The 19,227-nt window shown below is 70.8% G+C and carries 17 protein-coding genes; 9 read left to right on the top strand and 8 right to left on the bottom strand.

The genetic code is table 11. The features are described from left to right. Positions 1-97: 97 nt before the first annotated feature. On the bottom strand, positions 98-733 hold the full coding sequence (locus ACZ5U5_RS38305) for a CGNR zinc finger domain-containing protein (protein ID WP_469031124.1): 636 nt from the start codon (positions 731-733) through the stop codon (positions 98-100). A gap of 82 nt (positions 734-815) precedes the next feature. Then, entirely contained in the window at positions 816-1,940 is a 1,125-nt protein-coding gene (locus ACZ5U5_RS38300; protein WP_469031122.1) for an NADH:flavin oxidoreductase, read from the bottom strand. Positions 1,941-2,178: 238 nt separating this feature from the next. Here ACZ5U5_RS38300 and ACZ5U5_RS38295 point away from each other — a divergent pair, with 238 nt between their 5' ends. Further along, a complete protein-coding gene (locus tag ACZ5U5_RS38295; protein ID WP_469031121.1) occupies positions 2,179-2,838 on the top strand; it encodes a DUF6629 family protein in 660 nt (219 codons plus the stop codon). Here the strand turns inward: ACZ5U5_RS38295 and ACZ5U5_RS38290 are convergent. The 5 genes from ACZ5U5_RS38290 to ACZ5U5_RS38270 all read right to left on the bottom strand — a co-directional run bounded on the left by ACZ5U5_RS38290 (position 2,780) and on the right by ACZ5U5_RS38270 (position 8,282). After that, entirely contained in the window at positions 2,780-4,576 is a 1,797-nt protein-coding gene (locus tag ACZ5U5_RS38290) for an acyl-CoA dehydrogenase (RefSeq protein WP_469031120.1), read from the bottom strand. The two genes, ACZ5U5_RS38295 and ACZ5U5_RS38290, sit on opposite strands and share 59 nt — an antisense overlap. Before the next feature lie 113 nt (positions 4,577-4,689). Beyond that, the gene (locus tag ACZ5U5_RS38285; protein WP_469031118.1) at positions 4,690-5,115 is read right to left on the bottom strand and encodes a GntR family transcriptional regulator; all 426 of its coding nucleotides are present in this window, start codon (positions 5,113-5,115) and stop codon (positions 4,690-4,692) included. A 47-nt stretch (positions 5,116-5,162) separates the two neighbouring features. Next, entirely contained in the window at positions 5,163-6,143 is a 981-nt protein-coding gene (locus ACZ5U5_RS38280; RefSeq protein ID WP_469031117.1) for an ABC transporter permease, read from the bottom strand. After that, positions 6,140-7,090 carry an ABC transporter ATP-binding protein gene (locus tag ACZ5U5_RS38275; protein ID WP_469031248.1) on the bottom strand — a complete coding sequence of 317 codons (951 nt, stop codon included), beginning with the start codon at positions 7,088-7,090 and terminating at the stop codon, positions 6,140-6,142. The genes ACZ5U5_RS38280 and ACZ5U5_RS38275 overlap by 4 nt, the downstream gene beginning before the upstream one ends. Positions 7,091-7,190: 100 nt before the next feature. Then, the gene (locus tag ACZ5U5_RS38270) at positions 7,191-8,282 is read right to left on the bottom strand and encodes a mechanosensitive ion channel family protein (protein ID WP_469031116.1); all 1,092 of its coding nucleotides are present in this window, start codon (positions 8,280-8,282) and stop codon (positions 7,191-7,193) included. Between the two features lie 409 nt (positions 8,283-8,691). On the opposite strand from ACZ5U5_RS38270, the gene ACZ5U5_RS38265 reads away from it, so the two are divergent. The 6 genes from ACZ5U5_RS38265 to ACZ5U5_RS38240 are packed head-to-tail and all read left to right on the top strand — an operon-like array spanning position 8,692 to position 15,017. Further along, positions 8,692-9,840, top strand: coding sequence for an ROK family protein (locus ACZ5U5_RS38265; protein ID WP_469031114.1), 1,149 nt, complete (start codon positions 8,692-8,694; stop codon positions 9,838-9,840). A 22-nt stretch (positions 9,841-9,862) separates the two neighbouring features. Beyond that, positions 9,863-11,119 carry an ABC transporter substrate-binding protein gene (locus ACZ5U5_RS38260; RefSeq protein ID WP_469031113.1) on the top strand — a complete coding sequence of 419 codons (1,257 nt, stop codon included), beginning with the start codon at positions 9,863-9,865 and terminating at the stop codon, positions 11,117-11,119. Next, complete coding sequence (locus tag ACZ5U5_RS38255) at positions 11,119-12,063, top strand: carbohydrate ABC transporter permease (protein WP_469031112.1); 945 nt, start codon at positions 11,119-11,121, stop codon at positions 12,061-12,063. Before ACZ5U5_RS38260 ends, ACZ5U5_RS38255 begins: the two co-directional genes overlap by 1 nt. After that, the gene (locus ACZ5U5_RS38250) at positions 12,056-12,910 is read left to right on the top strand and encodes a carbohydrate ABC transporter permease (protein WP_469031110.1); all 855 of its coding nucleotides are present in this window, start codon (positions 12,056-12,058) and stop codon (positions 12,908-12,910) included. Before ACZ5U5_RS38255 ends, ACZ5U5_RS38250 begins: the two co-directional genes overlap by 8 nt. A gap of 50 nt (positions 12,911-12,960) precedes the next feature. Further along, positions 12,961-14,010, top strand: a complete 1,050-nt coding sequence (locus ACZ5U5_RS38245) for a Gfo/Idh/MocA family protein (RefSeq protein WP_469031109.1) — start codon at positions 12,961-12,963, stop codon at positions 14,008-14,010. Beyond that, positions 14,007-15,017, top strand: coding sequence for a Gfo/Idh/MocA family protein (locus ACZ5U5_RS38240; protein WP_469031107.1), 1,011 nt, complete (start codon positions 14,007-14,009; stop codon positions 15,015-15,017). The genes ACZ5U5_RS38245 and ACZ5U5_RS38240 overlap by 4 nt, the downstream gene beginning before the upstream one ends. Positions 15,018-15,318: 301 nt before the next feature. On the opposite strand, the gene ACZ5U5_RS38235 is transcribed toward ACZ5U5_RS38240, so the two are convergent. Further along, positions 15,319-16,845, bottom strand: a complete 1,527-nt coding sequence (locus tag ACZ5U5_RS38235) for a CAP domain-containing protein (RefSeq protein WP_469031106.1) — start codon at positions 16,843-16,845, stop codon at positions 15,319-15,321. A 180-nt stretch (positions 16,846-17,025) separates the two neighbouring features. On the opposite strand from ACZ5U5_RS38235, the gene ACZ5U5_RS38230 reads away from it, so the two are divergent. After that, complete coding sequence (locus tag ACZ5U5_RS38230) at positions 17,026-18,393, top strand: radical SAM protein (protein WP_469031104.1); 1,368 nt, start codon at positions 17,026-17,028, stop codon at positions 18,391-18,393. Between the two features lie 81 nt (positions 18,394-18,474). Then, positions 18,475-19,212 (top strand): SDR family oxidoreductase, encoded by a 738-nt coding sequence (locus tag ACZ5U5_RS38225; protein WP_469031103.1) that lies wholly within the window; start codon positions 18,475-18,477, stop codon positions 19,210-19,212. Positions 19,213-19,227 lie beyond the last annotated feature (15 nt).

The following is a 19,227-nucleotide window of genomic DNA, read 5'->3' as shown; positions in this document are numbered from 1 at the left end:
CCCGCCCAGCCGCGTCCGGCGCTCCGTGTCGTGACGCCCACCAGCCTGGTGGAGTACGGCAGTTGAGGCTCGTCGCGGTCGGCAGGCCCCGGCGGCTCTACGCCTGACCGTCCGGCGCGGGCTCGGGCGCCGGCTCCGGTTCCGGCTGCGCGCCCGCGCGGCGGCGTTGGCGCGAGGCCCGCAGGTTCGCGGCGTTGCCGCAGTCGCGGGTGGAGTGCCAGACGCCGCTGTTGTTGCGGGAGCGGTCGTAGAACGCCGTGGCGCAGCGTTCGTTGCGGCAGATCTTCAGGCGGCGCCACTCTCCGGTGGTCTGGGCGAGCAGCGCCTCGCACAGCACGGCGGACGTCAGCCAGCGCCAGCCCTCGCCCTCGGGCTCGGTGGTCAGGGCGGCGTCGCCGTGCAGGTTCACCTGGAGGGCGCAGGAGGTGAAGCGGGCGGTCTCGCCGCTCGTCGTGCCGCACCGGGAGAGCAGGGCGCGGCGCAGCTGTTCGCGCAGCTGCCGCAGCTTGGGCAGGTCCTCCTCGGTGAGGGTGAGCCGCACCGCCGTGCGTCCCGTCCTCTCGGCCCAGGTGGGGAGCGCGACGGACACCCAGCCCTGCGCGGCGGCCACGTCCCCGAGGAGATCGGCCTCGGGGGCGTGGCCCGTCGGCGCGGTGTTCAGGATGTCCTGCACGAGCCCCAGGCCGCCGGGAACGGCGGTAGGGAGGTAGCGCTCGGTGGCAGGCCAGGTCATGCGCACATCGTACGCGACCGAGGGCGACAGCAGCGTATGGGATTGACTGCTGTCGCCATGGGTGGCCGCCGATCGGGCTCGCTCAGACCAGGCTCTTGAGGAGCGACTTGTCGAAGGGCAGCGCGTCACCGAGCCGGTCCTCCAGCGCCTTGGCCGCCCACTCCGGGTCGGCGATGAGGGCGCGCCCCACTGCCACCAGGTCGAACTCGTCCCGCTCGAGGCGGTCGATGAGCGGCTCGATGCCGGTCGCGGCGGACGGCGCCGCCCAGCCCTGCGAACCGATGAACACCTGGTCGAGGCCGACCGAGCCCACGGTGACCACCGGAACTCCGGACACCTTCTTGACCCAGCCCGCGAGGTTGAGGTCGCTGCCCTCGAACTCGGGCTCCCAGTAGCGCCGGGTGGAGGCGTGCAGGACGTCGACGCCCGCGTTCACCAGCGGGGTGAGCATGCGCTCCAGCTCCTCGGGGGACTGGGCGAGCTTCGCGTCGTAGCTGCCGGCCTTCCACTGCGAGAGCCGGAAGAAGACGGGGAAGTCGGGCGAGACGGCGGCGCGTACGGCAGCGACGATCTCCGCGGCGAAACGGGTGCGGGCCTCGATGTCGCCGCCGTAGCCGTCCGTGCGGCGGTTGGTGCGCTCCCAGAGGAACTGGTCGATCAAGTAGCCGTGCGCGCCGTGCAGTTCGACGCCGTCGAAGCCGATGCGCTCGGCGGCGGCAGCGGCGTCGGCGAACGCGCGGATCACGTCGGCGAGGTCGTCGGCGGTCAGCGTGCTGCCCTTGGGCTGCCCGTCCAGGTCGATGCCGGAGGGGCCCGCCGCGGGTGCGGACGGCACCGGGCCCTTGCCCTCGTCGCGCGTGATGCCGACGTGCCAGAGCTGCGGAATGATCTTCCCGCCCGCGCCGTGCACCGCGTCGACCACCTTGCGCCAGCCTTCGAGGGCGTCATCGCCGTAGAAGCGCGGGACCCGGTCGCTCGTGCCGGCCGAGACGTGATCGACGTACGTCCCCTCGGTGATGATCAGGCCGACCCCGGCGGCGGCCCGGCGCGCGTAGTACTCCGCCACGTCCGCGCCCGGTACGCCGCCCGGCGAGAAATCCCTGGTCATGGGGGCCATCACGATGCGGTTGGGCAGGGTGAGGCTGCCGACGCTGAAGGGGCGGTCGAGGGTCTGGGGTGTGCGCGCGGTCTGTGACGCCGAGGTCATGTGTCCTCCTGGCAGGGAACGAGGGAACGATCTCCTGTGATCGATGACGTAAGCGTACGCGTTTTACTCATGTCGCTTGTGAGGGCCCCTCCTTTCTGTCCGTACGGTACGAGATGAGACGGGGGTGGCGGGTCTCGGTACGGGCGACGGGGAGGAGCGGGCTCGGTGCGCGCCCTCGGGTAACCCCGGTGGACCGCCTGCCGCGCCCCGGTGTGGCGGGGGTCGTAGCGTGAGGTCCATGTGCTGGAGCGCGACGGCCGATCTCGTGGCGGGCGTGGGTGTGGCCGCCGTGGGGGTCGCCTGCGTGGCCCGCGCGGCGCGTGGGGGACGGCCGCGCGATCTGCCGATCGCCGCGCTGCCGCTGCTGCTCGGCGCCCACCAGCTCATCGAGTCCGAGGTCTGGCGGAACGACGGCGGCGCGGGGTGGGCCACCGTCACCTGGGCCGTGATCGCCTTGCCGCTGCTGGCGCTGTGGCTGCCCGTGGCGGTGCTGTGCGCGGCACCGCCGAGCGCCCGCCGCCGCCTGCTGATCCCCCTCGCGGCGGGGTTGGCGACGGCGGCGGTCCTCTCCTACCACCTGGCGACCCGCACCGTGACGGCCGACATCCGCGGCCACACGGTCGGATACGCGCTCGGCCTGCCCCGGCCCGAGCTGATCATCGCCGGATACCTGATCGCCACCGTCGGCTCCCTGCTCATCTCCGGCGACCGGGGCCTGGTCCTCTTCGGCGTCCTGGTCGCCGTCGGGGCGGCGGTGTGCGTGCTGCTGTGGCGTCGCGAGTACATCTCCACGTGGTGCGCGTTCGCGGCGGTGTGCTCGGTGTTCCTCTACTTCTGGGTCAGAAGGCGTTCTCGTCCAGTTCGAGCGCGGTCCGGTCCAGGCTCTCCAGGAGCGTGAACTGGGCCTCCGTCTTCGGCAGTTCATGGCGGAAGAAGTAGCGGCAGGCGGCGCGCTTGCCGGCGTGGAAGTCCTCGGTGCCGGGCTCCGCCGCGAGCATCTGCTCCAGCCACATCCAGGCGACGACCACGTGCCCGACCGCTTCGAGGTAGACGCTCGCGTTGGCGAGCGCCGTCTGCGGGTCGCCGGTCGACCAGAGCCGCTGGGTCACCTCCACCGCGCGCGCGGCGGACGCGTCGAGCGCCCGTCCGTACCCGGAAGCGGAGCCGCCCGCCGCGGCGGCGCGGGCAGACGTCCGCGAGATCCGCTCGACGAGCAGCCGAAGGCCGCTGCCGCCGTCCATGATCACCTTGCGGCCGAGCAGATCGAGGCCGTGGATGCCGTGCGTGCCCTCGTGGATGGGGTTGAGGCGGTTGTCGCGGTAGAACTGCTCGACGTTGTACTCGCGCGTGTAGCCGTAGCCGCCGTGCACCTGGATCGCCAGGTTGTTGGCCTCGAGGCACCACTGCGAGGGCCAGCTCTTGGCGATGGGCGTGAGCACGTCGAGGAGCAGCTTGGCCTCCTCGCGCGCCTGCGGCGAAGTACCGGTGTTCTGCTCGTCGAGCAACCGCCCGCAGTACAGGTTGAGCGCCAACGCGCCTTCCACGTAAGCCTTCTGGGCGAGGAGCATCTTGCGCACGTCGGCGTGCTCGATGATCGGGACCTGCGCCGAAGCGGGGTCCTTGGCCGCGAGCGGACGGCCCTGCGGGCGGGTGCGCGCGTAGTCCAGGGCGTGCAGATAGCCGGTGTAGCCGAGCGCGGTGGCGCCGAGACCCACGCCGATCCGGGCCTCGTTCATCATGTGGAACATGTACGCGAGACCGCGGTTGGCCTCGCCGATGAGATGGCCGACCGCGCCGGGCTCACCGCCGGGACGGTGGGCGCCCTCGCCGAAGTTCAGCAGGGTGTTGGTCGTCCCCCGATAGCCCATCTTGTGGTTGAGGCCCGCGAGCACGACGTCGTTGCGCTCGCCGAGCGACCCGTCGTCGCCGACGAGCACCTTGGGCACGATGAACAGCGAGAGCCCCTTCACACCGGGCGGACCGCCCGGAATCCGGGCGAGCACCAGATGCACGATGTTCTCCGAGAGCTCGTGCTCACCGCCGGAGATCCACATCTTGTTCCCGAAGAGGCGGTACGTTCCGTCCGCCTGCTCCTCGGCCCGCGTCCGCACGTCGGCGAGCGACGAGCCCGCCTGCGGCTCCGACAGGCACATCGTCCCCAGGAATCGCCCCTCCACCATGGGGCGCACGAAGATCTCGATCTGTTCCTTCGACGCGTGCGCGAGGAGCAGATTGGCGTTTCCCATGGTCAGGAAGGGATACGCGGCCGTGCCGACGTTCGCCGCCTGGAACCACGCGAAGCAGGCCTGCGCCACCACGGCGGGCAGCTGCCCGCCGCCGATCTCGTGGTCCATGGCACTGGCCAGGAGCCCCGAGTCCCCGAAGACCCGCAGCGCTTCCTTCACCTCGGGGATGATGTGCACCCGCTCCCCGTCGAAGGTGGGCTCCTGGGCGTCGTTCTTCTTGTTGTGCGGGGCGAAGTGCCGCGTGGCGATCTGCTCGCTCAGTTCGAGCGCGGCGTCGAAGGTCTCCCGGGAGTGGTCCGCGTACCGCTCCCGGCCGGTGAGCGCGGGCACGTCGAGCCACTCGTACAGCAGGAAGTCGAGGTCGCGACGGGACAGGAGCAGGGATGCCATGCGGTTTCTCCATGGGGTGACGGCGGTACCGATCCCGGGGCAGAGGGCCCCGCACACCCGATACTAAGCGGTTGCTTACGGGGTTTGTCGAGGGCGGCCCTGTGACACCCGGCTCAGCCGGCCGCGTCCTCCTGGAAGGTGGGCGCGTCCCCCTGGAAGGTGGCCGCGTGCACCGCCTCGAACAGCGCCGTGACGTCCGAGCCCGTGAGGCCTGCGGACCGCGCCTGCTCCATCCACTCCGTCAGGGAGCTCTGCAGGGGCGAGTCGGGACCCGCCTGGGGGCGGGCGAGGGAGCGGGTGATGAACGTGCCGGCCCCCTGGCGCACCTCGGCCAGGCCCGCGCGCTCCAGCTCGCGGTACGCCTTGAGCGTCGTGTTCGGGTTCACCTTGGTGGCCGCGGCGACCTGGGCCGCCGTGGGCAGCCGGTCGCCCTCCACCAACGCGCCCATGCGCAGGGCCTGTTCGACCTGGCGCACGATCTGGAGGTACGTGGCCACACCGCTGCGCCGGTCGATGCGGAATTCGACCACTGTCCCCACTCTCTGCTCGTTTGCGGACACTTTACGTTCGTGTCGTTCCCGGTGTCCTAGAGGGGCCGCCGCGAGGCCCACCACAGGACGAACACCGCCACGGCGGCGGTCGCTCCGAGCAGCACCGCGGCGCCGGTCCACTGCATGCCCGGCATCTGGTCGTAGCCGAAGTACTCGACCACGTTGTTGACGATCCCGTGCTCCTTGGCGCAGGCGGTGCTGGCCTTCTCGGTCGCCTCGACGCAGGTGCTCCAGGGGTAGAGCTGCCCGTCCGCGGTGCCGACCCAGCGGTCCGCCTCGACGACACTGCTGCTGTTGACGAGGTTCGGCGTGTCGCCGTTCAGCGGCCAGGTGATGGTGCGCGGGGTGGCGAGACGGTCCCGGAACTCGCCCCAGGCCACCTGGACGACCAGGGCGAAGAAGAAGGTGGCCAGCATGGCGGGCAGTACCCGGCGCAAAAGCATGCCGATTGCGATGCCGCTGATGGTGAGGAAGAGGGAGAGCACCGCGAGCACGGGGCCCGTGTTGTCGAACACCGATCCCGAGAGCCATTCCGAGAGGAGGAGGTCGCGGTAGGGCTCCCACCACCAGAAGAAGAGCGTGGAGAGCACGAGGGTGGCCACCAGGACGAGCGCGAGGCACCAGATCAGCTTGGCGGCGAGCCAGCGGCGGCGCTGCACCGACTGCGTGGTGACCAAGTGTGCGGTGCCGTGTTCCTGGTCGCTCGCGATCAGCGGGGCGCCGATGAAGACACCGAGGACGATGGGCAGGGCGCCCAGGGCCTCGGCGATGTACTCGTAACTATCCGGGGCCTGCGACAGGCTGACGTCCTTGCCGGGCCAGCCGAGACCGGCGAGCATGTCGGCCATCTGGCCGCGCTCGTAGATGATCGCGGCCGAGCCGAGCACGACCAGGGCCACGACGATCCACGTCGTGGTGCGGTGCTGGCGCAGGACGAGCCAGGTGAGTCCGTGCAGCAGACCCGGCTTCTCGGCGGACCGCTCCGTGCGCGGCTGCTCGGTCAGGGTGGTGCTCATGCGGCGGTGATCCCCTCGGCCTCGATACGTGCGTCGTGCGTGAACAGCGGCTCCGCGTCCGGCGTACGGAGGTGGGCGAGCAGGACTTCCTCCAGGCTCGGCTCGGACACCTCCCAGTCGGGGGCCAGCGGCCCGTGGGGGCGGACGAGGGCACGGAACTGGCGTCCCTGGACGCGGAATTCGACCACCGTGTGCGGGGCGAGGTCCGCGGGCGGCGTGCCGTCGGGGGCGAGCCCGGTCACCAGGGCGTGCGCCGGGACCAGTTCATCGGTGTCGCCCGCCATCCTGAGCCGGCCGTCCGCGATGACCAGGAGGTAGTCGCACATGTCCTCCAGCTCGGAGAGCATGTGGGAGGACATCACCACGGTCGTGCCGCGCTCGACGGCCTCCGACATCAGCAGGGAACTCATCTCGTCCCTGGCCAGCGGGTCCAGGTCGGCCATGGGCTCGTCGAGCAGCAGCAGATCGGGACGTTTGCCGAAGGCGAGCGCGAAGGCCACGCGGGTGCGCTGTCCGCCGGAGAGCGTGCCGACCTTGGCGTTCATCGGGACGTTGCCGGAGCGCACGATCCGCTCGGCGGCCGCCATGTCCCAGCCGGGGTTGAGTTCGCTGCCCATGCGCACCGTCTCGGCCACGGTGAACCGCTTGAACAGCGGCTTGTCCTGAGAGAGGAAGGCGAACCGGGGCATCGCGGCCGGGTCGTCCACCGGCACGCCGAAGATGCGCAGTTCGCCCTCGGTCGGGGCCACCAAGCGGGTCGCGAGCCCCAACAGGGTGCTCTTTCCGGCGCCGTTGGGGCCGACGAGACCGCAGATCCGCCCGGCGGGGAGCCGGAAGGAGCAGTCGCGCAGCGCCCAGCCGCGGCGATAGCGCTTGCCCAGGCCGCGGGCCTCGAGCGCGGTCGCGCTCAGAGGGCCTGCGGCCTCGGTGGGGTCGGCAAGAGTCATGTCCACGCGCGCCTCTCTCGATTCCATTAAACAATTAATGGAATCATGATCTGCGTCGTATGGACCTGTCAAACCCCCTCCGAGTCGCCCGGCCGATCCGCTACTGCACCGACTTCGTCGGCGCCGTGGCCTCGCGCTGGTGCGGGATCAGGCCCGGCGGCAGCTCGCCCTGCTGGACGTTCACCGTCCTGACCGGGGCGGGCACCCGGATGCCCTCGGCGCGGTAGCGCTGGTGCAGCTGCTTGATGAACTCGTGCTTGATGCGGTACTGGTCGCTGAACTCACCCACGCCCAGGATCACCGTGAAGCTGATCCTGGAGTCGCCGAACGTGTGGAAACGCACGGCCGGTTCATGCTCCGGAAGGGCGCCGTCGACGTCCTTCATGACGCTCTCCACGACCTCGGTCGTGACGCGCTCGACCTGCTCCAGGTCGCTGTCGTAGCTGACGCCGACCTGGACCATGATGGACAGGTCCTGCTCGGGGCGGCTGAAGTTGGTCATGTTGGTGCCCGCGAGCTGGGCGTTGGGGATGATGACGAGGTTGTTCGACAGCTGACGCACCACCGTGTTGCGCCAGTTGATGTCGACGACATAGCCCTCCTCGCCGCTGCTGAGCTTGATGTAGTCACCCGGCTGCACCGTCTTGGCGGCGAGGATGTGTACGCCCGCGAAGAGGTTGGCCAGGGTGTCCTGGAGAGCCAGGGCCACCGCGAGGCCGCCCACGCCAAGGGCCGTGAGCAGCGGAGCGATGGAGACGCCGAGCGTCTGCAGTACGACGAGGAAGCCCATCGCGAGCACGACGACACGGGTGATGTTGACGAAGATCGTCGCCGAGCCCGCGACGCCCGACCGGGACTGCGCGAGGGACTTCACCAGGCGGGTGACCACGCGGGCCGCCGTCAGGGTCCCGGCCAGGACGAGCAGGGCGGTCAGCGTCATCGAGACGTTGCGGCCGGTCCTGGGGGTGAGCGGAAGGGCGGCGGCGGCGACGGCCGCCCCCGCGGTGATCGCCGCGCAGGGGACCAGCGTGCGCACGGCATCGACGATGACGTCATCGCCGCTCCACCGGGTCCTGCTGGCCCGCTCGCCCAGCCACCGCAGGGTCATCCGCAGCAGCAGACCCGCCGCGATGCCGACGGCCACCGCTATACCGGCAGTGATCAGGTCGTGCCATGTGAGCGCTCGCTCCATCAGTTCATTCTCCAGGTTGTGCGGGCGCGCCGGACGCGTGTTCAGGTCCGGCGCGAGCGTCATCCTGCCCCATGGGTGCGGCGCCGTTGCCGGGGGCCCGCACCCAGCTTGCCCTCAACTCACCGGGCGCGGGCTGATGTCCGACATCCCGCGCCGAATCACCTGACATCAGGTCAGGCGACCGTGCCGCCCTGCGGCTACGCCTTGCGTCCCAACCCGGCGTACAGCGGCACCGGCGTCTGCCGGAGGTGCCACCCGAGGTGTCGCCAGGGAAATGAGGCGTGATTCCGGCCCCGCACAGGGGGTTCCCCGCCGACCATGTATATGCAAGTCTCCTCCGTAATCTCCGGGCCAAGCGGTTGACCCACTGGTCAACAGCGCTGTCCCGGCCTCGACATGAGGTGAAGAAGTGTTGCGGAACGGGACACGGGGGCACGATCTCGCCTCGCTGCGCCGACTGAACACCACCGTCGTGCTGCGTGCCCTGCACCGCCGCAGCCCCCAGACGCTCGCGGAGCTCGCCGCCGGCACCGGGCTCTCCCGGCCCACCGTGGAATCCGCCGTCGAGGAGCTGACCGCGCACGGCTGGGCGGGGGAGGCCGAGCGCGACGGGAGCGAGCGAGCCCCAGGACGCCCCGCCCGACGGTTCCGCTTCCGCGTGGAGGCGGGCTGTGTCGTGGGCGCCGACATCGGCCTGCACAAGATGGTGCTGCTCCTCGCCGACCTCGGCGGAACGGTGCTCGCCGTGCGGCGCGACGACATCGACCCGGAGCTGGGCGGAGCCCAGCGTCTCGACCTGCTGCGCAGGGGGCTCGAAGCCTTCCTGGACGCGCACTCCGTACGGCGCGACGACATCCTCGCCCGCTGCGTGGGCGTACCCGGCGTCGTCGACGCGGGCGGCACCATCACCTCCCACGTCATCCCCGAATGGTCCGGCGTCGACCTCGGGCGGCTCCTCTGCGACGGGGAGGCGGGGCACACCCTCGTCGAGAACGACGTGAACCTCGCCGTACTCGCCGAACGCTGGCAGGGAGCCGCCACCCTCGCGCACGACGTCGTCTGCGTCCTGACCGGCCACCGCGTGGCGTGCAGCCTCACCATCGGCGGGCGACTGCACCGGGGGAGACGGGGCGGCGCGGGCGAGCTCGGCCTGCTGCCGCTGCTCGGCATGAACACCGCGCAGGAGGCGCTCGGTTGGCAGGGCGACCGGCGCTCCGGCGAGTCCGAGGTGGCCGCACTCGCCCGCGCCGCGGACACCGGCGACCCCCGCGCCCTCGCGGCCGTCGCGGACTTCGCCGACCGCATCACGCCGGGCATCGCCGCCCTCGCCCTCGCCGTCGACCCGGAGCTCGTGGTGCTCACCGGCGGCGCGACCCCGCTCGGCGGCCACCTCGTGCCGCTGATCGAGGAACGGCTGCGCCCGCTGACCCTGCACGTCCCGCGCATCGCACTGAGCACGCTCGGCGAACAAGGCGTCGCGATCGGCGCCGTACGCAAGGCACTTGACCGGGTCGAGTCCGATCTCCTGACGGACGCGGACTCGGACCCCGCCCTCTGACCAGTCCTGAAGGGAGGCGCTCATGCGCAGGAGGACTCTGTTGTACGGAGCGATGGCGGCGCCCCTGCTCGCCGCCTGCTCCGGCGAGAGCGACGACGGCAAGGGGAGCGGTGGACGCACCACCCTCTCGTACGGGGTGTGGGACGTGGCCCAGGTGCCGGGGCTGCAGAAGGTGATCGACGCCTTCGAGAAGGAGAACCCCGGCATCTCCGTGCGCATGGAGCTGACGCCCTGGTCGAGCTACTGGACCACCCTCAAGACGTCGATGCGCGGCGGCACGGCACCCGACGTGTTCTGGATGAACGCGGTCAATCTGCAGCTGTACGCGTCCAGCGGCGTCCTGGAGCCCCTGAGCGGACACATCGAGAGCGACCGGACCCCCGTGGACCGGCACCCCGATTCGCTCGTGAAGATCTACGCCTACCAGGGCACGCAGTACGGCATACCGAAGGACTTCGACACCATCGGCCTCTGGTACAACAAGGCGCTCTTCGACAAGGCCGGCATCAAGTACCCGGACGCGACGTGGACGTGGGACGACGTGCGCGACGCGGCAGCCGAACTCACCGACCCACGCGAGCGCGTGCACGGCATGGCCGCCGAGATGGACCGCCAGGCCCAGCTCTACCCCGCCATCCACGGAGCGGGCGGCCACGTCCTGGAGGACGGGAAGTCCGGCTTCGGCGACGAGCGCTCCATCGAGGGGCTGCGCTACTGGACCGACATGATCGACCGCGGCTGGTCGCCGCCGCAGAGCGCGATGGTCGAGTCCAAGGCCCGCAACCGCTTCTGGTCGGAGAAGGCCGCCATGGTCTACGAGATATCCGCGTTCTCCGGGCAGTACCACGCCGTTCCCGCGCTCAAGGACCACGCAGGCGTCACCGTCCTGCCCAAGGGCCGGGAACGGGCCACCATCATCCACGGGCTCGCCAACGTCATCTCCGCCAAGAGCCGGAAGAAGGCGGCGGCCTGGAAGTTCGTCCATTTCATGGCGGGCCGCAAGGCCGCGGAGATCCAGGCGTCGGCAGGCATCACCATCTCCTCGTACGAAGGGACGCAGGACGCCTGGCTCAAGTCGATGCCCGAGTTCGACCTGAAGCACTACATCGAGATGCTGGAGTACGCCGTGCCGTACCCGAGCTCGAAGAACACCGCGGTCTGGGAGAACCTCCAATACCCGCTCCTGGGCGCCGCGTTCAGCGGAAAGGGCGGCATCGAGAGCGCCGCACGCACCCTGGGCGAGCAGATGGACCGGGCCCTGAAGGAGGAGCGCGCATGATGAGTGTCTTTCCCTCCACGGCGGCGGCGAAGAAGGCGAGCCGCACCAGGCCGGCGCACGGTGCCGCGCCCAAGTCCCGTAACCAGCGCGGGGCTTACCTCTTCATCGCGCCGCTCGGCATCGGCTTCGCTGTCTTCTACTTCTGGCCGCTGCTCCAGACCTTCTACTTCAGCTTCACCGAATTCGGGGCGTTCGGCGGCAACACCTGGATCGGCACGGACAATTACGTGCGGGTCCTCAAGGACGTCACCGTCTGGCAGGCACTCGGCAACACCCTGATCTACTGCGCCATCGGGCTGCTCGCCCTGCCGGTCGCGATCGGCGTCGCGGCGCTGCTCAACCGGCGTGGACTGCGCGGCGTCCCGGTCTACCGCGCCCTGTACTTCATCCCGTTCGTCACGCTGCCCGTCGCCGTGGGTCTCGTCTGGAACTGGCTCTACAACGGCGACTACGGACTGATCAACGAAGTCTTCGAGTGGTTCGGCGCCGACCGCCGCTACTGGGTCTCCGACCCCTCGACCGCGGTCTACGCGATCGGCACCGTCATGGTCTGGTCGACCACCGGCTACTACTTGATCATCTTCATGGCGGGCATCAAGGGCATCCCGCAGGACTACTACGAAGCCGCGGAGCTGGACGGCGCCGGGCCGCTGCGCCGCTTCTTCACGATCACGCTGCCGCTGCTCAGCCCCACGATCTTCTTCGCGTCCATCATCTGCATGATCAACTCGCTGCAGACCTTCGACCTGATCTACATCATGATGGCCGAGAAGAACCCCGCGATCGGCGACACCCAGTCCGTGGTGAGCCTCTTCTACAAATGGGCCTTCATCGAGAACGCCCAGGGCGCCGCCGCCGCGCTCGCCTTCCTGCTCATGCTGATCATCGCGGCGCTGACGCTGGTGCAGTTCAGGCTGCAGAAGAGGTGGGTGCACTATGCGTGAGTCCTCCGTACGACCGTCCGCCCGCCGCCGCTTCGACGCCGGTTCGGTCGCCACCCACGCGGCGCTCTCGCTCGGCGCCCTGGTGATGGTCTTCCCCTTCCTGTGGCAGTTGCTCACGGCCGCCAAGTCCCTCGCGGAGACGGCGAAGGTGCCGCCGACCTTCCTGCCCGACACCTGGAACTGGTCGAGCTTCGAAGAGGTCTTCGGCGCGCTGCCGTTCAAGGAGATGCTGTTCAACAGCGTCCTCAACACCGTGGGGCGCACGGCCGGGCAGCTGGTGTTCTGCTCACTGGCGGCCTACGCCTTCGCACGCATGCAATTCCGGGGCCGCAACGTCCTGTTCGCGCTCTTCCTGTCCGTCCTCATGGTGCCGAGCTCACTGCTCGTCCTTCCGCAGTACGACATCATCCAGCGGCTCGGCCTGCTCAACTCGGCGCCCGCGCTGTTCCTGCCGGGCATGTTCAGCGCGTTCGGGACCTTCATGCTGCGGCAGTTCTTCCTCACGCTCCCCAAGGAGCTGGAGGAAGCCGCGCGGATCGACGGCGCGGGTTCGTTCCGCATCTTCTGGTCGATCATGCTGCCGCTGGTGCGGCCCGCGCTCGCGGCTCTCGCCGTCATCACCGCGATGTGGTCGTGGAACGACCTGCTGTGGCCGCTGATCGTCAACACCGACCCGCAGAAGATGCCCATCAGCGCCGGACTGACCTCGCTGGAGGGTCAGTTCGAGACCAACTACCCCGTGATGATGGCCGGTTCGCTCATCGCGAGCCTGCCCATGCTCATCGTCTACGCCTTCCTTCAGCGGCACTTCGTGCAGAGCGTCGCGCTTTCCGGCTCCAAGAGCTGACCCCGCTGAGCCGCCACAGCCCCACTCGACGAGGAAAGGTAACTCCCTTCATGCGACCGCTTCACATCGGCCTGATCGGGGCGGGCGGCATCGCCCGCGCCCATCTCCCCGGCTGGCTGGAACTGGGTGCGCGCGTCAGCGTCCACACCGTCGACGGCTCGGCGGAGAAGCTTGCCGCCGAGTACGCGGGCCGCGGGGTCACCGCGGTGGCGGGTCTCGACGAACTGTTCGCCGACTGCACGGCCGTCGACATCTGCACCCCCACCCCGACCCACAAGGACCTCGCCCTCGCGGCCGTCGCGGCGGGCCGCCACGTCATCTGCGAGAAGCCCCTCGCGCTGAACGCGCGGGACGCCGAGGAGATCGCGGCAGCCGCCGAAGCGGCGGGCGTGCGGCTGCATCCCGCCCACGTCGTGCGGTACTTCCCGGCGTACGCGGCCATGCAACAAGCTGTCGCGCGGGGGGAGTTGGGGGACCTCGCGGTGCTTCGCTTCACACGTGGCGGGGCACGTCCGCAGTGGGCGCCCTGGTTCGGTGACCCCGCCCTGTCCGGCGGCGTCATCATGGACCTGATGGTGCACGACATCGACGTCGCCCGCTGGATCGCGGGCGACGTGGTCCGCGTGCACGCGCAGACGCGAGGCGTCGAACACGCCGCGGGCGGCGACCGGGCCGAGGTCGTGTCGGCGACCGCCGTCCTCACCCACGCCTCCGGCGCGATCAGTCACCTCACCGGACTCTGGGGCCTGCCGGACCAGAAGTTCCGTACGACGTTCCGTGTCGCGGGCGGCGACGGGCTGCTGCGGCACGACTCCACGTCAGTGCCGGGCTACCGGATCACCGCGCAAGGCGTGCGCGCGGCCAACGAGGGCATCCCGTCAAGCCGGATGACCGAGAGCCCCTACCTCTCCGAGCTGCGGGAGTTCGCGGCCTCCTGGGAGGAGGGTGGCCCGGAGCCGCGGGTGGGCGCGCGGGACGGCATCGAGGCGGTGCGGATCGCCGAGGCGGCCGCCGAGTCGAGCCGTACGGGCCGGGCCGTCGAAATCGCAGCGAGCGGGGCGTCCGCGGCCCGCACGGTCATCCAGGAGGTCACGCGATGAAGGTCGCCGTTCTGTCGTTCGCCCACGTCCACGCGGCCGCGTACCTGCGGCTCCTTGCCCGGATGCCGGGAGTCGAGGTGATCGGCAGCGATCCGGACAGCGGGTCGGGCGCGCCCGATGAGGTGCGGGGGCGCGCGTTCGCCGAGGAGAGGGGGGTCGCGTACGTGGAGACGTACGAGGAAGCCTTCGCCTGGGGCCCCGACGCGGTGATCGTCTGCTCCGAGAACGCGCGGCACCGGCCGCTGGTGGAGCTCGCCGCGTCCCGCGGCGTCGACGTCCTGTGCGAGAAGCCGCTGGCCACGACGGTCGAGGACGGGGAGGCGATGCTGGCGGCGTGCCGGGAGGCCGGCGTGCGGCTCGCGGTCGCCTTCCCGGTCCGCTTCAGCCCGGCGTACGCGGCGGTCAAGGCGGCCGTCGCGTCGGGGGACGTGGGCCGGGTCCTGACCGTGACCGGCGCGAACAACGGCTCCATGCCGAGCTCGCGGCGCTGGTTCGCCGATCCCGAACTCGCGGGCGGGGGCGCCCTGATGGACCACACGGTTCACATAGCCGACCTCCTGGACGATCTCTTCGGCGACGCCCGCCCTGTCGACGTGTACGCGCAGACGAACAACCGCATGTACGAGGGCGAGGTCGACGCCGAGACCAGCGGGCTGGTCACCGTGACCTACGACAACGGCTCGGTGGCCACGATCGACTGCAGCTGGTCCCATCCCCGTTCCCACCACTCGTGGGGCGGGCTCGAACTCACCGTGGTGGGCGAGCGGGCGACCCTGGAGATGGACGCCTTCGACCAGTCGGTCCACGGCTACAGCGAACGCCGCGGCCAGGGCCTGGAACTCCCCTTCGGCGCCGACCTGGACGAACGAATGCTGCGTGCCTTCCTGTACGGCCCGGATAAGGACGGCATGGACGTGGCCGACGGCGAGGGGGGCCTGCGCACGCTGAAGATCGTGACAGCGGGCTATGCGTCGGCCCGGAGCGGGGTGCCGGTGGCGGTGGGGTGAGGGGGCGGAGGGGTACGGCTTTGGGGTCTGTCGGCTGGCCGGGCTCTCGTGCGGGTGGTGGGTGTGGCGGGTGCGTGACGGCTCCGCCTCGCGCGCCCTCCGCTCTTCGGGCAGAGACGCCGTCCGGGGGAGCGGAGGGCGCGGCTCTGAGGTCCGGCGGCCGACCGGGCTCTCGTGCGGGCAGTGGTGGTGGGGTGGCAGGAGCGTGACGGCCCCGCCTCGCGCATTCTCCGCTCTTAAGGCACACGCCGTCCGGCGGGTGCGGGTGGCTCGGTGAGTGTGCTGTGCCGCCCGCCGCCGCTCAGCCGCCGAACAACTGCGTCCAGTACGTGCCCGCCGAGCCGCCGCCCGCGAAGCCGACGCCGAGGTGGGTGAAGGAGGGCTTGAGGATGTTGGCCCGGTGGCCGGGGCTGTTCATCCAGCCGTCCACGACCTCGGCGGGTGTGCGCTGCCCGCAGGCGATGTTCTCGCCGATCGCGCGGTGCGTGCTGCCCGCTGCGGACGCGCGGTGCCAGGGTTCGCCGCCGTCGGGCGAGGTGTGGGAGTAGAAGGCGCGGGCCACCATGTCCGCGCTGTGAGCCTGCGCCGCCGCGGTCAGGAGCGGGTCGGGGGAGAGGGGCCGCAGGCGCGCGGCGGTCCGTTCGGCGTTGGTGAGACGGAGAACCGCCGCCGCCCACTCCGCGAGGCCCTGCGCGCTGAACGGGGTCGCCCACAGTGCCGTCCAGTAGACATTGCCGGATCGCGGGTCGGCGGCGCGGCCCACCCCGACGTGCGTGTACGCGCGGCTCCGCACCGTCAGCCGCGACTCCTCGCCGGAGAGGCAGTACTCCACGAAGTCCGCGGGCGAGCGAGGCCCGGAGACCAGATGCTCGCCGATGGCCAGATACGCGTAACCACCGGCAACGACGCGCTGGTAGAGAGACGTGCCGTCCGCATGCTCCGAGCTGAGGGTGGACCGCGCCGCCATCCCGGCGGCATGCGCGCCCGCGGCGGCGGTCAGCCGGGCGTCGAGGGAGACGGGAGGGGCACCGGCCGACGCCCGCGCGGCGTTGACCAGCGGGAGGAATCCGTCGGCGCCGGGCGGGCCGAAGGAGGCGGGCGGCTCAGCGGACGCGGACCGACCGGCAGGAACGAGTGGCCGCCCGGAAGACGCGGCCCGCAAAGGCGCCGGCACACCGGCAGCCGCAGCCGGCGGCGTTCCGAAAGCAGCGCCGGGCTGCGCGCCGGAAGGAGCGTTCGGCCGTGCGCCGGAAGCTGCGCCGGGCTGCGCGCCGGAAGTCACGCCCGGCCGCACACTCGAAGCACCGCCCAGCCGCGCACCGGAAGCCGCAGGTGGCTGCGTCGTCTCGTCCTCCGCCACGTCCACCCCGAAGTCGCGTGCCACCCCCGCGAGACCGTCCGCGTACCCCTGGCCCAGTGCCCGTAGCTTCCAGACCGGGCCGCGGCGGTAGATCTCTGCGAGCAGCAGGACCGTCTCGCGGTCGGGGCGAGGCGGTGTGAAACGTGCCACCAACCCGCCGCCGGGCCCGTGCACCTGGAGCGCGATGCCGGGCAGGCGCCCCAGAGGCGTGCCGGGCTCCGCGGGGCTCACGGCCACGGTGACCCGGCTCGCACCGGCCCGCAGGCGCCGCCCGTCGACCGTGACCGTGTCGCCCTGGAGCCGGGCACCGGCCGTGGCGGGCTGGTTGTAGAAGACGAAGTCGCCGTCGCCCGCGACCTTCCCGCCGTCGTCCGTGACGATCACGGACAGGTCGAAGGGGCCGGGCACCCGCAGGGTGACGGCACCGTCGGGCAGCGGCACGTTCCCCCCGGCAACCAGCTCGTTCATGCAAGGACAACGCGAGGTCGGCCCCCTCAGGTTCCCGCCGCGCGGAGCCGGAGCCGGAGGGACCGCCGAAGGGCGGAGGGCGGCTGAGACCGGAGGCGGATCCGCGCCGGAAAAGCCGCGTATTAGCGTGGGGGTCACGGGAAAGCACAATTCACCGACAGGATCCGAGGTGCCCGGCAGATGGCAAGCCGCAGCGAGAGCCGTACCCAGCTCGTAGAGGGACTCATGGAGCGGTTCCCGCAGGTGCCGCGGGAGGCGGTGATCAAGGAGGACCTGCTCAGGGGCGGGATGGCGTTCGACGAGTCCGCGCTCAGTGACAACGAGGGCGGCGAGGTCAAGCCGAAGTCGTACTTCATCTTCTCCTTCGACCACAGCACCCTCCCCGAGCTCGGCGCCGCCGCCCTGCGCCGCCCACCCGAGGAGATCGTCCTCACCGGCGGCCCGTACGACCTGCGCCGCACGGTCGTCTCGGTCCGCGTGAACCCCTCCTCGCCCTACCGCGTGGCCGCCGATGACGACGGCGTACTCGGCCTCTACCTCGACGGCGTACGGATCTCCGACGTCGGCCTGCCCCCGATGCCGGACTACTACCGGCACACCCTGGAGAACGGCAAGTCCGTGATGGAGGTGGCGCCCACCATCCAGTGGGGCTACCTCATCTACCTGACGGTCTTCCGGGTCTGCCAGTACTTCGGCGCCAAGGAGGAGTGCGGGTACTGCGACATCAACCACAACTGGCGCCAGCAGAAGGCGGCGGGTCGCCCCTACACCGGCGTGAAGCCGATGGACGAGGTCCTCGAAGCCCTCGCCATCATCGACAAGTACGACACGAACAAGTCGTCCACCGCGTATACACTCACCGGCGGCGCCATCACCACAAAGCTCCAGGGCAAGGACGAGGCCGACTTCTACGGCCAGTACGCGAAGGCCATCGAGGAGCGCTTCCCCGGCCGCTGGATCGGCAAGGTCGTCGCCCAGGCCCTGCCCAAGGCGGACGTGCAGCGCTTCCACGACTACGGCGTGCGGATCTACCACCCCAACTACGAGGTGTGGGACCCCTACCTGTTCGAGCGCTACTGCCCCGGCAAGGAGCGCTACGTCGGCCGTGACGAGTGGCACCGCCGCATCCTGGACTCCGCCGACGTCTTCGGGCCGCGCAACGTCATCCCGAACTTCGTCGCGGGCGTGGAGATGGCGGAGCCGTTCGGCTTCAAGACGGTCGGCGAAGCCATCGACTCCACCGTCGAGGGGCTGCAGTACTTCATGTCGCGCGGCATCACGCCCCGCTTCACCACCTGGTGCCCGGAGCCCACGACACCGCTGGGCAAGGCGAACCCGCTGGGCGCGCCGCTGGAGTACCACGTGCGTCTGCTGGAGGCGTACCGCGCGACGATGGAGGCCAACGGCCTTTCCTCACCTCCTGGTTACGGCCCCGCGGGACCGGGACGCGCCGTGTTCTCCGTCTCCTCCTTCATGGACAGCCTGGCGCCGGACGAGGCCGCCCCCGAGGACCGCGTGACCGGGAACGTCGTCCCCGAAAAGGCCTAGTTTCCGGGCGCGCCCAGCGCCGAAAGCAGTCGTTCGGCCTCCGCCGTCACCCCCACCCCCGATCCCGCCCCCGGAGGAAACGTGCAGCACAACCCCGTCACGGTAGTGACCGGCGGCAGCCGCGGCATCGGCGCGGCCATCTCCACCCGCCTCGCCAAGGACGGCCACCACATCGCCCTCGGCTACCACTCCGACGCCGACGCCGCCGAAAAGGTGGCCGCCGAAGTCCGCGCGACAGGCGCCCGCTGCCTCACCGTCCGGATGGACACCGCCGACGAGGCGGACGTCGACCGCCTCTTCGAGGCCGCGGCCACGGAACTCGGCCCGGTCACGGGGCTCGTGAACAACGCCGGGATCGGGGCCCCGGTGGGCCCCCTCGCGGAGGCCGACGTCGCCGCCATGCGCCGCGCGCTCGACGTGAACGTACTCGGCTACCTGCTCTGTGCGCGCCGCGCGATCCGCGACATGAAGCGGACCGGCGTCGGCGGCGGCATCGTGAACATCTCCTCCGCGGCGGCGACCCTCGGCGCCCCGGGCGAGTACGTCCACTACGCCGCCGCCAAGGGAGCCGTGGACACGATGACCGTCGGCCTGTCGAAGGAGGTCGCGGCGGACGGCATCCGCGTCAACGCGGTCGCGCCCGGCGTGATCTGGACCGAGTTCCACGCGGACCCGGAGCGTCCGGCGAAGCTCGCGGGAAACATCCCCCTGGGACGCTCGGGCCACCCCGAGGAGATCGCGGCGGCCGTCGCATGGCTCCTCTCGACCGAGGCGTCCTACGCGACCGGGACGATCCTGCGGGTCGCCGGCGGAAGGTGAGCCCGTATCCGGCAC

It is taken from the genome of Streptomyces sp. NPDC033177 (genome assembly GCF_055577715.1).
This window is presented reverse-complemented; position numbering and strand designations above follow the sequence as displayed.